8 protein-coding genes are annotated in these 13,079 nt (G+C 63.0%); 3 read left to right on the top strand and 5 right to left on the bottom strand.

Annotated features, from left to right (window positions below; translation table 11 throughout):
• Positions 1-79: 79 nt before the first annotated feature.
• The 5 genes from EOC94_RS26535 to EOC94_RS26510 form a co-directional block, all read right to left on the bottom strand.
• The gene (locus EOC94_RS26535) at positions 80-904 is read right to left on the bottom strand and encodes a methyltransferase domain-containing protein (RefSeq protein ID WP_127294418.1); all 825 of its coding nucleotides are present in this window, start codon (positions 902-904) and stop codon (positions 80-82) included.
• 896 nt (positions 905-1,800) lie between these two features.
• Positions 1,801-3,180, bottom strand: a complete 1,380-nt coding sequence (locus EOC94_RS26530) for an aspartate aminotransferase family protein (RefSeq protein WP_127294416.1) — start codon at positions 3,178-3,180, stop codon at positions 1,801-1,803.
• 221 nt (positions 3,181-3,401) lie between these two features.
• Positions 3,402-5,471 carry a prolyl oligopeptidase family protein gene (locus tag EOC94_RS26520; RefSeq protein WP_127294414.1) on the bottom strand — a complete coding sequence of 690 codons (2,070 nt, stop codon included), beginning with the start codon at positions 5,469-5,471 and terminating at the stop codon, positions 3,402-3,404.
• An 85-nt stretch (positions 5,472-5,556) separates the two neighbouring features.
• Positions 5,557-6,720, bottom strand: coding sequence for an MFS transporter (locus tag EOC94_RS26515; protein ID WP_127294412.1), 1,164 nt, complete (start codon positions 6,718-6,720; stop codon positions 5,557-5,559).
• 111 nt (positions 6,721-6,831) lie between these two features.
• Positions 6,832-8,007, bottom strand: coding sequence for an MFS transporter (locus tag EOC94_RS26510; RefSeq protein ID WP_126106119.1), 1,176 nt, complete (start codon positions 8,005-8,007; stop codon positions 6,832-6,834).
• A 253-nt stretch (positions 8,008-8,260) separates the two neighbouring features.
• Between EOC94_RS26510 and EOC94_RS26505 the strand changes: the two genes are divergently transcribed.
• From EOC94_RS26505 to EOC94_RS26495, 3 genes are all read left to right on the top strand, one after another.
• Complete coding sequence (locus tag EOC94_RS26505) at positions 8,261-9,838, top strand: trimethylamine methyltransferase family protein (protein WP_127294410.1); 1,578 nt, start codon at positions 8,261-8,263, stop codon at positions 9,836-9,838.
• A gap of 187 nt (positions 9,839-10,025) precedes the next feature.
• The gene (locus EOC94_RS26500; protein WP_245465662.1) at positions 10,026-10,487 is read left to right on the top strand and encodes a DUF559 domain-containing protein; all 462 of its coding nucleotides are present in this window, start codon (positions 10,026-10,028) and stop codon (positions 10,485-10,487) included.
• Positions 10,484-13,057 (top strand): FAD-dependent oxidoreductase, encoded by a 2,574-nt coding sequence (locus EOC94_RS26495; RefSeq protein ID WP_127294406.1) that lies wholly within the window; start codon positions 10,484-10,486, stop codon positions 13,055-13,057. The genes EOC94_RS26500 and EOC94_RS26495 overlap by 4 nt, the downstream gene beginning before the upstream one ends.
• Positions 13,058-13,079: the final 22 nt, after the last annotated feature.

The raw sequence follows: 13,079 nt of genomic DNA, 5'->3' as shown, positions 1-13,079 counted from the left end.
CGCCGGCCCCGATGGCAGATGATCGTCGGCCTGGTGGCGGCGGTCCTGACCTACGTCGACGACCACCGCGTCAGCTGCACTATTTGCGTGCGAGCACGACGTGAGCCTCTTGGGGGAATGTCAGCTCCCCTCCAGTTGAATAGATTGCCAGCGAGGAACTTACATCCCCCATGATCGCTGCGATGACTACGTCCCGTTGTCCGGCATCCATTCCGCTGACCAGCCCAGCCTGCGGAGTCGCTGCCAGCTGTAGTCGCACATATTCCTTTGACGAGGGGAATCGGATGTTCTGTGTCGTCGTGTGGATGGTCACCTGACGAAATCCCGCCCCGGTCACCAATCGGTAAAGCTCGTCCGCGTCGGCGAGTGAATGCTCGGACCGTTTCGTCGCCGAAGCGCCTGGACCGAGATGCCGATCCAGGGCATCCGCCAGCGCCTTTGCCGCAGGAGTATGCTCAATAGCGCTGAAAACGCTTAAGGCCAGCCGGCCGTCAGGCAGCAGAACCCGGAACATCTCACGCAGCGCACTCGATCGGTCCGGAAAAAACTGCAGTCCGAGCTGGCAAAGAACCAGATCGAAGGTGGAGTCAGGGAACGGCATTTCGAGCGCGCTTCCCTCGTGCCAGTCAATACGCGGTCCAGCGCCGCTAGGGAGCGATCGAGCAACGGCAAGCATGCCCGTGTTGATGTCGAGGCCGACGACCTGCCCACTTCCCATACGCTCGGCCGCCGAGCGTGCCACCACGCCTGTGCCGCAAGCTACGTCCAGAACCCGCTCACCAGATCGAGGCGCAGCACGATCCACCAGGTCGGCAGCCCACAGGGCTGTGATTGCCGGAACCAGGTAGCGCTCGTAGAGTTCCGCGGCGCTACCTTCCAGCTGCCATTGCTCCTGCCGGGCCATAGCGTCCCTCCCGCACAATGAGCCGCTCCGACAACGGGCCCAATCGGCGCTTCAAGCAGCCATCATAAAGCGCCTATCTGTCACAGAGCAACCGGGCGATAGAAACAAGGATACAGAGCAGATCGTTAGGACGGTCCGCACACCTTGCGAGCGTCGCTTGCTGGAGCTGCGTTAGTCAGTCGGAGGCTAATGGCGTTTTTAACGGAACGCTAATATAAAAGGACGTTCGAACGAGCAGCGCCTGCCAAATCCCTGAGGGAATGCCATGCGAAGGTTCATCTTCACGGCAATGTGTATCGCCGCCGCAACGGCCGCTAACGCCCATGATTGGTACGAAGACAAGATTGATCCACAGACGAAATTCAGGTGTTGCGGTGGTTCTGATTGCCGCGCCATACCTCGGTCTTCGGTGCGGTCCAGGATAGACGGTGGTTACACTTATTTGCCGCACAATTTCACCATCCCACGGGACCGTGTACAGGAATCCCCGGACGGCCAATACCATATCTGCGAGAATACCTACGTCGTAACCAATCAGCTGTATTGGCGTTGCTTTTTCGCGCCTCGTGTCGATGTCTCTCTACTTCTCGCACGTTAAGGTAAATACGGCGCGTCGCGGCCGCATTCCTCGTAGCGACCCTTGGTGAGCGGCTCCTCCGGTTGATACTCGCAGGACAGCCCGTCGGCCTTGGGGCAGGACCGACATGGCGCGCATCAGATTGATGTTGCGGTCGATGACCCATCGAATGCTTCTGGAAGCTGACCTTCTTGGGGTTCGTGCTCAGGGTGTAGGAGACCTGATTGCCGACCTCACGGCCGATCCTCGCCTGGCAAGATCTTCGGCAGTATTCAAACGCCGGGCGTCTGGCTGCAGGACGCCCGGCGATCGTTTTACCCTACCGCTTGCGCAAATCCGCTTGGGCCAGATCAAGCGCCTTGGCGATGCGGCCGCAAGCCATGTCGATTGTCTCGCGCGTCCAGATCAGCGGCGGCGACAGGATCATCGTGTCGCCGGTGGCGCGCAGCATCATGCCTTGGGCAATTGCGTGATCGCGGACAAGCACGGCCGCACTCCCGGCCGGCAGGAAGCGCTCCTTGGTCGCCTTGTCCCTGACGATCTCGATCGCCCCCATCAGCCCGATCGAGCGCACCTCGCCGACCAGATCGTGACCGCCGATGTGCTCCTGCAGCGCCTTGGCGAAATAGGGTCCGGTGTCGTTCTTGACCCGATCGACCAAACCTTCCCGCTCGATGATCTCGAGGTTCTTCAGCGCCACGGCGCAGGCCACGGGGTGGCCGGCATAAGTATAGCCGTGATTGAACTCCCCGCCCTTCTCGACCAGCGTCGCGGCGATGCGGTCACCGACCAGCAGCGCCGACAGCGGCTGATAACCGGAGGTCAGCGCCTTGGCGGTGGTGATGGTATCGGGCTCTATGCCGAAGGTCTGAGCCGCGAACCACTCGCCGGTGCGGCCATATCCGGTGATGACCTCGTCCAGCATCAGCAGGACATCGTATTTGCGGCAGATGCGCTGCACTTCCGGCCAATAGCTCATCGGCGGTATCTTCACGCCGCCTGCCCCCATCACCGGCTCGCCGATGAAGGCGGCGACCTTGTCGGCGCCGGCTTCGAGGATGGCGTCCTCGACGGCCTTGGCCGCGCGCAGACCGAAATCATGGTCGCTTTCGCCGGGCAGAGCCAGCTCGTAGGCATAGGGCATCATCACATGGACGATGTTGGGAACCGCGCCGTTGAGCTGCTTGTGCATCGGCTCCATGCCGCCCAGCGAGGCGCCGGCGATGGTCGAGCCGTGATAGGCGGTCTTGCGCGAGATGATGCGGTTCTTCTCCGGCTTGCCTTCCAGTGCCCAATAGTGGCGGACAAGGCGCAGCGCCGTGTCGTTGGCCTCCGAACCAGACGAGCCGTAGATCACCTGGTTGACGTGCTTCGGCGCCAGTTCCGCCAGCTTTTTGGCCAGCAGCACCGGGGTCGGTGTCGAGCATTTGAAGAAGGAGTTGTAGTAGGGCAGTTCCTTCATCTGGGCGTAAGCCGCGTCGGCCAACTCGTCGCGTCCGTAACCGACATTGACACACCATAGCCCGGCCATGCCGTCGAGGATTTCCATACCTTCGGAATCGTAGATGAACGGACCATTGGCGTGGGTGATGATGCGTGAGCCGGCCTCACGCATCTCCTTATGGTCGGTGAACGGATGAAGGTGATGAGCAGCATCGATCTGCTGAAGCTGCTTCAGCGAATAATTTTGATAAGTCATGTCTGATCTTTCCTCTTGAACCAATCCGGCGTTTTGCAGCCGGGGCGGATTCGTCAGAGGAGCGCGGGTGGCGAATAGCCGATGCGAGCGCAAAGCCGCAAAAGCTCGGCGCGAAGCGTGCGCGGCGACGGCGTCACCGCCACCCCAAACGCGCAACATGTCCCCATCCGAGCCATGCAGCACCTTATGTCGCCTGATGCGATCAGTTCAAGCCGTTCCGTTCAAGCGACACCGGTCAGCGCCCGTTGCAGGAAGACATACTTCATTGCGGCCTGTGCCGCTTGCGGCCGGCGATCACCGCGCCCGCCATGGCCGCCCTCGGTCTCCTCGAAGAACAGCGTCTTCGCATGGCCGGCAGCCTGCAGCCGCCCGGCCATCTTGCGCGCGTGGCCGGGATGGACGCGGTCGTCGGCGGTCGATGTCGTCAGCAGCACCGGCGGATAGGCAGCGTCGGTCTTCACATGCTGATAGGGTGAGTAAGCGGCCAGCCACGCGGCGTCTTCCGGCTTCGCCGGATCGCCATACTCGGCCATCCAGGAGGCGCCAGGCGGCAGCTCTGTGTAGCGCAGCATGTCGAGCAGCGGCACGTCGATGATCACCGCACCGAAAAGCTCGGGATGCTGGGTCAGCGAAACGCCGGCCAGCAGGCCGCCATTCGAGCCGCCTTGGATGCCGAGCATGGCCGGCGTGGCGATGCCGCGTTTCACGATGTCTTGCGCGACCGCGGCGAAATCGTCGAAGGCCTTCTGGCGATTGGCCTTGAGCGCGGCCTGGTGCCAGTTCGGACCGAACTCGCCGCCGCCGCGGATATTGGCCTGCACATAGGCATTGCCCTTTTCCAGCCACAGCCTGCCGCGCACGCCAGCATAGCCGGGCAGCAGCGGCACTTCAAAGCCGCCATAGCCATAAAGCAATGTCGGCACCGGACCGTCCTGGTCGCGTTGCCTGACGACGAAGTAAGGGATCATGGTGCCGTCTTTCGAGCGTGCCTCGAACTGTTCCGACACAAGGGACGAAGCATCGAAACGCGCCGGCTGCGATTTCACTGTTGTCAGCGTCGCAGCATCGTCGTCCGACCAGATGATCGAGCTCGGCGTCAGGAAATCGGTGAAGGAGAAGGAGACGCTGGAGCCGAAATGTTCAGCATGGGCGATGCCGACATTGCCATTCTCCGGCAACGCGACAGGCTTCAGCGACCAGCCGCCGTCATCACGCTCGCAGACGACGACCTTGCCGCGCACATTATCCATTAGGTTGATGAACAACCGGTCCTGCGTGCGGGCGATGCCGGCGATCGAAACCCTATGCGCCGGCTCGAGCACGGTATCGATGGGTCCCAACGCATCGGTTTCGATCCAGCGGGCGAAATCCAGCGAATAAAGGCCGTCAGGCTGGCACAACGTGCCATCCGGCGCCGTCCACGGGCTGCGCACCCCGAAGACGAACTGATCCCGGAACAGCGCCGTGTCGGTGACGTCGTCCGGCAGCGGGAAGCGCCTGTTCTCGCCGGAAGGCAGACGCAGAAAACTGTGCGAGGCAAAGAAGTCGAGCGTCCGGGTCAGGAACAGATGCCGCTTGTCGCCGTCGAACTCGAGGGAACCGCCGGCGGCGAGATCCTGCTTCTGCGCCTCGAAGATCGGCGTCGCATCCTCCAGCTTGGTGCCGCGCTGCCAAAGCTTGACCACGCGTGGATAACCGGACTGGGTTTTTTCGTCCTCCTCGAAGGCAGCCGAAACGATGACCGTGTCCTTGTCCAGCCAGCTGAAGCCCGACTTCGAGGCGGGCGCGCGAAAACCGCCCTCGACAAAAGACTTGGTGTCGATGTCGAATTCACGCATCTCACTGGCGTCGCCACCATCCGGCGACAGGCTGAGCAGGCAGCGGCTGAAGTCGGGGTAAAGCCGGCTGGCGCCGCTGAACACCCATTTCACGCCCTCCTTGGCGGACAGACTATCGAAGTCGATGATCGTCTCCCAATCCGGCTTCTCGGTCTTGTAGGAAGCGACCGTCGTGCGCCGCCACAGGCCGAGCACGTTGGTCTTGTCCTGCCAGAAATTATAGACGTGGCCATTGAGCGCGGCCCCGACCGCAATGTTGTCTTCGGCCGTCATCAGGTCCAGCGCGGTCTGGAAGGCGGCCTGATAGGACGGATCGCCCTGCAATTCACCTGTTGTAACCGCGTTCTGACGGTGGACCCAGTCGAGTGCTTCCTTGCCTGTCCTGTCCTCCAGCCAGAGAAAGGGATCCTCGGTCGCCGAATTTAGCTGCCTGCTTGTGGCTGATTTGGTCATGTGGTCTCCGGTTGAATCAGACGTCGGGCCTCGCCAACATCGACATAGCGGCTCCGATATTCAAGACGCCCGCTGCTTTTCGAAGTCACACTATCCGCCTTCGAATGACCGTTGTAACCGCCAGCGCCAGGCACATGGCGCCAAGCGTGATCGGCAGGCCGTCCGCACCAAGAATATCCATGGCACCTCCCGCCAGCGGCGGCATGGCGATACCGCCGACGCCCCACATCAGCGAGAAGGCGGCGTTGCCGGCGACCAGCGCCGAGCCGGTGAAGCGCTCGCCGAGCTCGATGATCGACATCGTATAGATGCCGTAGGAAACCGCGCCCCAGATAAAGACGCATGGCCAGATCAGCCGCGTCTCGATGAGAACCGGCAACAGCACGCATCCGAGCACGGTCAGTGACACGCAGATAAACCGCACCAGACGCGCCGTCAGCCGTTCCGCCAGCAGGCCGAGCGGCACCTGCATGGCGATGTTGCCGGCGATCATCACCGACAGCAGCGCCGACATGCGGGCTTCGGCGATGCCGTAATAGGTCCCGTAGACCGGCAGCAGCGCCAGCACCGCCTGCTCAAAGCCGGCGGCGACGACGACCGCCGACAGCAGCAGCCATGCCATCGGCATGAACCCCATCACCGAAACCCGGTGCCCGGCCTCATCGACCTTCGGAAGCCGTCGCAGCACCAGCGCCAGGCAGGCGCCGCAAAAAACGAATGCGGCGATGCCGACGAGAAACGGCGGCCATCCTTCGGTGCCGACGGCAAGCAGGCACAGCGGGCCGGCCGCGAAACCTGCCGAAATGACTGTGGAATAGATCCCCATCACGCGACCGCGGCGCGCCGGCGGCGCCAGTGCGATCACCCAGATCTCGCTCAGCACGTAGAGCGGATTGGTTACCACGCCGATCAGAAAGCGCAGCGGAAACCATAAATAGACATTTTGCGTCCAGCCGATCAGCGCCAGCATGATCGCGGAAAGTGCAGCGCAGGTGAGCGCCGTGCGCCCTGCCCCGAACCGGCGCGCCAGCGCTGGGATGAGCGGCGACGAGACGATGAAGCCGACCGGCGTCATCGCCGCAGACAGCCCGATCATGGCCGGCGAGATGCCTTGTCGCTGCAGGATGAAGCTCAGCAGCGGATAGGAGAGCCCCTGCGCGATGGCGAACACCGAGACGGTCGCGATCACCCCGGTGAGCGCCGCCCACTGCATTCCCGTTTCGTTGCCGCTGGCGCCGGTCGCAATCATTCTGCCATCCCTGCATTGGAGATCTGCTCGGCGAGTCACCCAGCTACCGGTCCGGTTCCGCGAAAGAAAGGGCCGGCCAGCAAAAACCATTTGCGCCAACGGATCGCCGGCTCAACGGTTCCGGCGTCCGGACGACCTGTAGAGCGCGAACGCGATCAGCAGCGCATCGAGGCCGGCGATCACCGCCGGCAGGCCGAGCGGACCGATCCCCTGCATCAGCGCGCCGGCGCCGGGCGGGCCGACAATGCCGCCAGCGCCCCACATCAGCGCGAAGGCTGCATTGCCGGCGACGAGTGCGGTTCCCTTGAACCGGCTGCCTAGCTCGACCAGCGCCATTGTATAGACGCCGTAGCCGACTGCGCCCATCACCACCAGCACGGGCCAGACCAACGGCGTCGTGATCAGGAGCGGCAGCGAGAGCGCGCAAGCGGCCGTCGCCAGCGCGCAAAAGACGATCATCGCCCGGCCGCCGAAGCGCTCGGCCATCAGCCCAAGCGGAATCTGCAGCAGGATATTGCCGGCCGACAGCGCCGTCACCAGAGCCGCCAGCGTCGCTTCCGGCAAGCCGTAGCCGGTGCCGAAGACTGGCATCAGCGCATAGGTGCTCTGCTGGACCGCGGCCGCAACCAGGACCGCCAGCAGCAGCGCCGGCGCCAGCTTGGCGAAGCCTACGATGCCGCCCGAGACCTGGCCGTCATCCTCGAAACCGGTCAATTTGGACGAGACGGCGCGCAGGATCAGCGCACAGAGCGCAAAGCCTGATATCGCCGCGACGAAGGGAGGCCATCCCGATGTGCCGACCGTGATCAGGATCAGCGGCCCCGCCGCGTAGCCGGCGCCCAGCAGCGTATTGAACACCCCCATCACCCGGCCGCGGCGCGTCGGCGGCGCCAGCGACAGCGCCCACACCTCACCAAGCACATAGAGCGGATTGATGACCACGCCGACGAGAAAGCGGATGATGAACCACGCCACCCAATCCTGCAGATAGCCGATCGTCAGGAAGCAGAGCGCGCCGGCCAGCGAACAGCCGACGGCGAGGTTGCGCGCGCCGACCAGGCGGACGGCCGCCGGCACGAACGCAGCCGACAGGATGAGGCCAACCGGCATCATCGCCGCGGAAAGACCGATCAGCGCCGGAGACATGCCTTGCCGCTGCATCAACAGCGTAAACAGCGGATAGCTAAGCCCCTGCGCGGCGCCGAACATGGCCAAAGCGGCAGTGACGCCGGCAAGCGCTGCCCACTGCGTTGCCGCCTCGCCATCGCTCGAACCGGTCGCGACCATCCGCCATCCCTGTGAATCGCCCACCCTCGGGGGGTCGGCAAGCTACCCGGCTAGCGGTTCGGTTTGGGAAAAGGAAGGGCCGCCCGGGCAAATCTGCTGCGCCACGTCATCCGCTCCGTGCGTGTGCCCAACGATCGGTCAGCTGCCCTTCCGACATGTCGCTTCCCTCGTCCTAGTGGTCGCCGCCTCCGCAATGGCGGGACAGCCGGCGGTCCATTATGCCGCCGCACTGTCGCAGCGTACGAGGCTTGTCATGACCGCCGCCCTTCATCCCGCCGAACCGGCATTGGCAAACGATCGCGCCCGTCGCGGCGGCCGCGCGGGCAAACGTGCCGGCGCAGCGGCGGCGTTCGAGCAGCCGCCTTTCCGTCAGCTGAAAATCCCGCTGACGCCGACGAAGCTGGTCTCGGACGACGAGTTGGAATCGATCCACCTCGCCTCGTTGCGCGTGCTGCGGGAAATCGGCGTCGACGTGCTGCACGACGAAGCAAGGCGCATCATGAAGGCACATGGCGCGGATGTCCGCGAAGGCAGCGAGCGAGTGCGCTTCGACAGCGACATGATCCTCGAACTGGTTTCGCATTGTCCGTCGGAGTTCACCATCCACGCCCGCAATCCGGCGCACAATGTCCGCTTCGGCGGCGACAATCTGATCATCTCGATGATGGCGTCGGCGCCCAATTGTTCCGACGTCGACCGCGGCCGCCGGCCGGGCAACCAGCAGGACTACCGCAACTTCCTCAAGCTCGCGCAGATGCACAACATCCTGAACTGCACAGGCGGTTATCCGGTCGAGCCGATCGACATCCATCCGTCCGTCCGGCACCTCGAATGCATCCGCGATCTGAGCGTGCTCACCGACAAGGTGTTCCACATCTATTCGCTCGGCAAGGAGCGCAATGTCGACGGCATCGAGATCACCAGGATCGCGCGCGGCATCAGCCACGAGCAACTGCTCGAAGAGCCGTCGGTGTTCACCATCATCAACACCAATTCGCCGCTCAAGCTCGATGTGCCGATGATGGAAGGCATTATCCAGATGTCGAGCAAGGGCCAGGTCGTCATCGTGACGCCGTTCACCCTGTCGGGCGCCATGGCGCCGGTGACGATAGCCGGCGCGCTGGTGCAGCAGAATGCCGAAGCGCTGTCCGGCATTGCATTCGCCCAGATGGTGCGCAAAGGCGCGCCCGTCGGCTATGGCGGCTTCACCTCGAATGTCGACATGAAGTCCGGCGCGCCGGCCTTCGGCACGCCGGAATACATGAAGGCGCAATTGGTCGGCGGCCAGCTCGCCCGCCGCTACAACATCCCCTACCGCACCTCCAACACCTGCGCCGCCAACACGGTCGACGCGCAGGCCGCCTATGAGAGCGTGTTTTCGCTATGGGGCGCCATCCAGGGCGGCGGCAATCTGATTATGCATGCGGCCGGCTGGCTGGAAGGCGGCCTGCGCTGCTCCTACGAGAAGACCATTCTGGACATCGATCTGCTGCAGATGATGGCGGAATTCCTGACCCCGCTCGACCTCTCCGAGGAGGCTCTCGGCTTCGACGCTATCCAGTCCGTCGGTCCGGGCGGCCATTTCTTCGGCACCCAGCACACCCAGGACCGCTACAAGACCGCCTTCTATTCGCCTATCATCTCCGACTGGCGCAATTTCGAGACCTGGGCGGAAGCCGGATCGCCGACGGCTATCGAAAAAGCCAATCGGGTCTGGAAGGAGCGGCTGGCCTCTTATGAAGAGCCGTATATGGATCCGGCTATCCGAGAGGAACTCAACGCCTTCGTCGAGAAACGCCGGTCCGAAGGCGGCGCGCCGACCGATTTTTGATGATTGTGTCGTTGATGAACTGATCATTTGTATGGATTTGATGAACGGTCGATCCCCACTCCGTCGAGCTACGCTCGACACCTCTCCCCCGATCGACGGGGGAGAGGAAGGGCGCGAAGCGATTCCGGCTGGCACCCTTCCTCTCCCTCCGGAGGGGGGAGAGGTGGCGCCGCGAAGCGGCGACGGAGTGGGGGAAGCCGTTCATGAAACGCGCAGTCGCCGCAAAACAGGGACAACGAAGCGAGCGCGTAGCCTTCGGCAAGCGGGCAATCAGGCGGAAGCACTGCTTTGGCTTGAACTAAAGGCGCGCAAGCTTGGCGGCTACCACTTTACGCGTCAGTTCTCCATCGGCCCCTTTTTTGCAGACTTTGCTTGCCGCGAAAAATGGCTTGTCGTTGAAGTCGATGGACACCAACATGCCGGCAGTTCATATGACCGCCGCCGTGACGATTTCATGCGCGCCCAAGGCTATTCGATCCTGCGTGTTTGGAACCATGACGTCCTGAAACATCGTACTTCCGTCTGTGAAACCATCCTTGCCGCGCTTGATGGCAGGCTGGCCGAAGACATCGCTGTATCCGACCTCCGCCTTGTTTTCACGCCCCGCTCACTCGATTCAATCTCTTCAAAAACGGAACTATCTTCATGAAATCTCATGCAAAAGCGGTTGTCATCGGCGGCGGCGTCGTCGGCTGCTCGGTGCTCTATCATCTGGCCAAGGCCGGCTGGACCGACATCATGCTGATCGAGCGTTCGGAGCTCACCTCCGGCTCGTCCTGGCACGCAGCGGGCGGCTTCCATACGCTCAATGGCGATCCCAACGTCGCCAAGCTGCAGGCCTATACGGTGCAGCTCTACAGGGAGATCGAAGAGCTTTCCGGCCAGTCCTGCTCGTTGCACCTGACCGGCGGCGTGATGATGGCCGACACCCCCGAGCGCATGGACTTTTTGCGCCTTGCCCACGCCAAGGGCCGCTATCTCGGAATGGACACCGAGCTGATCACGCCGTCGGAGGCCAAGGCGATGTTCCCGCTGATGGACGAGACGAATTTCGTCGGCGCCATGTGGGATCCGGTCGAAGGCCATCTCGATCCTTCCGGAACCACCCACGCCTATGCCAAGGCGGCCAGGAAGCTCGGCGCTGAGATCGTGCTGCGCAACCGGGTCGTCGAGCTGACGCAGGAAGTCGACGGCACCTGGAACGTCGTCACCGAGCAAGGCACGGTCAAGGCCGAGCATGTCGTCAATTGCGGCGGCCTGTGGGCGCGCGAGATCGGCCGCATGGTCGGTGTCGAGCTGCCGCTGCTGGCCATGGAGCATATGTACCTTTTGACCGAGCCGATGCCGGAGGTCGAGGAATTCAACAAGTCGACCGGCCGCGAGATGATCGGCGTGATGGACTTCAAGGGCGAGATCTACACCCGCCAGGAACGCAACGGCATCCTGCTCGGCACCTATGAAAAGGCCTGCAAGCCGTGGTCGCCGGTCAACACGCCATGGGATTTCGGCCACGAGCTGCTGCAGCCCGACATCGACCGCATCGCGCCGTCGCTCGAAATCGGCTTCAAGCATTTCCCCGGCATCGAGAAGGCCGGCATCAAGCAGATCATCAATGGCCCCTTCACCTTCGCGCTGGACGGCAACCCGCTGGTCGGCCCGGTGCAGGGCCTGACCAACTTCTGGTGCGCCTGCGCCGTCATGGCCGGTTTCTCGCAGGGCGGCGGCGTCGGGCTGGCGCTGTCGAACTGGATGGTCAATGGCGACCCCGGCTTCGACGTCTGGGGCATGGACGTCGCTCGCTTCGGCGAATGGGCGAGCCTGCGCTACACCAATGCCAAGGTGCGCGAAAACTATTCGCGCCGCTTTTCCATCCGCTTTCCCAACGAGGAATTGCCGGCCGCCAGACCGGCGCAGACGACGCCACTTTACGACACGATGCTGGCCAACAACGCCGTCATGGGCGATTCGTGGGGCCTCGAAACGCCACTCTGGTTCGCGCCGAAAGGCACGGAGCCGAAGGATATCGTTTCGTTCCACCGTTCCAACGATTTCGGGCCGATCGGCGAGGAAGTGCGTGCGACCCGCGAAAGGGTCGGCGTCACCGAGATCGCCAACTTCGCCAAATACGAAGTGTCCGGGCCGGGATCGGAAGATTTCCTCAACCGGCTGATGACCAACCGCATGCCGAAGATCGGCCGCATCGTGCTGACCCCGATGCTGAACGAGTTCGGCAGGCTGATCGGCGACTTCACCATCGCCAAGGCTGGTGAAGAGCGCTTCATGATCTGGAGTTCGTCGGCGGCGCAGAAATATCATATGCGCTGGTTCGAGAAGCACCTGCCGAGGGATGGTAGCGTCCGCATCCACCGCTTCGACCAGACGCTTGTCGGCCTCTCGATCGCCGGGCCGAGATCGCGCGATCTGCTGCAGAAGCTTGTTGACGTGGATGTCTCGACCAAGGCTTTCCGCTTCATGGATTTCCGCGAGATGGCGGTCGGCGGCGCGCCCTGCATGGTCAATCGCATCACCTATTCCGGCGATCTCGGCTACGAGATCTGGATGGCGCCGGCCTACCAGCGCCTGGTCTACAAGGCGATCAAGGATGCCGGCGAAGAGTTTGGTCTTGTCGATTTCGGCATGCGCGCCTTGCTCTCGATGCGCCTGGAAAAGAATTTTCCGACGTGGTTCCGCGAGCTGCGCCCGATCTACGGGCCGTTCGAAGGGGCAATGGATCGTTTCATCAAGCTCGAGAAGAACGACTTCATCGGGCGCGAAGCGGCGGCAAAGGAACAGACAGAAGGGCCGAAACTGCGCCGTGTCTCCTTCATCGTAGATGCCGCGGATGCTGACGTGATGGGCGACGAGCCGATCTGGGCCAAGGTCGGCGGCAAGGATTTTGGCACGGTGGAAAAGCTGCATGGCTATGGCGCGCCACGCTTCGATATATCAGGCAAGGAAGTGCGCGGCTCCAGGGCCGCGGAAGGCGCCTCGGCCGTGCGCGGCATCGTCGACGGCGACTGGCGCGTGGTCGGCTGGATCACCTCCGGCGGCTATGCGCATTACGTCCAGAAATCGATGGCGCAGGGCTATGTGCCGGCCGCCTTGGCCGAGAACGAGAGCGCCGGACTGTTCGAGATTGAAATCCTCGGACACCGGCGGCCGGCCCGCATCAATGTCGAGCCGCCTTTCGATCCGAGTGGCGAGAAGATGCGGGCATAGGCGGTCAGGGTTGCTGCCCAAG

Source organism: Mesorhizobium sp. M6A.T.Ce.TU.016.01.1.1 (assembly GCF_003997065.1).
GTDB classification, from domain to species: domain Bacteria; phylum Pseudomonadota; class Alphaproteobacteria; order Rhizobiales; family Rhizobiaceae; genus Mesorhizobium; species Mesorhizobium mediterraneum.
The sequence above is the reverse complement of the archived record's forward strand: the minus strand, read 5'-3'. Positions and strand labels throughout refer to the sequence as shown.

Bases quoted from the DNA above. Each gene is read 5' to 3' on its own strand.
- EOC94_RS26535 (WP_127294418.1), bottom strand. From the start codon at position 904: ATGGCCCGGCAGGAGCAATGGCAGCTGGAAGGTAGCGCCGCGGAACTC.
- EOC94_RS26530 (WP_127294416.1), bottom strand. From the start codon at position 3,180: ATGACTTATCAAAATTATTCGCTGAAGCAGCTTCAGCAGATCGATGCT.
- EOC94_RS26520 (WP_127294414.1), bottom strand. From the start codon at position 5,471: ATGACCAAATCAGCCACAAGCAGGCAGCTAAATTCGGCGACCGAGGAT.
- EOC94_RS26515 (WP_127294412.1), bottom strand. From the start codon at position 6,720: ATGATTGCGACCGGCGCCAGCGGCAACGAAACGGGAATGCAGTGGGCG.
- EOC94_RS26510 (WP_126106119.1), bottom strand. From the start codon at position 8,007: ATGGTCGCGACCGGTTCGAGCGATGGCGAGGCGGCAACGCAGTGGGCA.
- EOC94_RS26505 (WP_127294410.1), top strand. From the start codon at position 8,261: ATGACCGCCGCCCTTCATCCCGCCGAACCGGCATTGGCAAACGATCGC.
- EOC94_RS26495 (WP_127294406.1), top strand. From the start codon at position 10,484: ATGAAATCTCATGCAAAAGCGGTTGTCATCGGCGGCGGCGTCGTCGGC.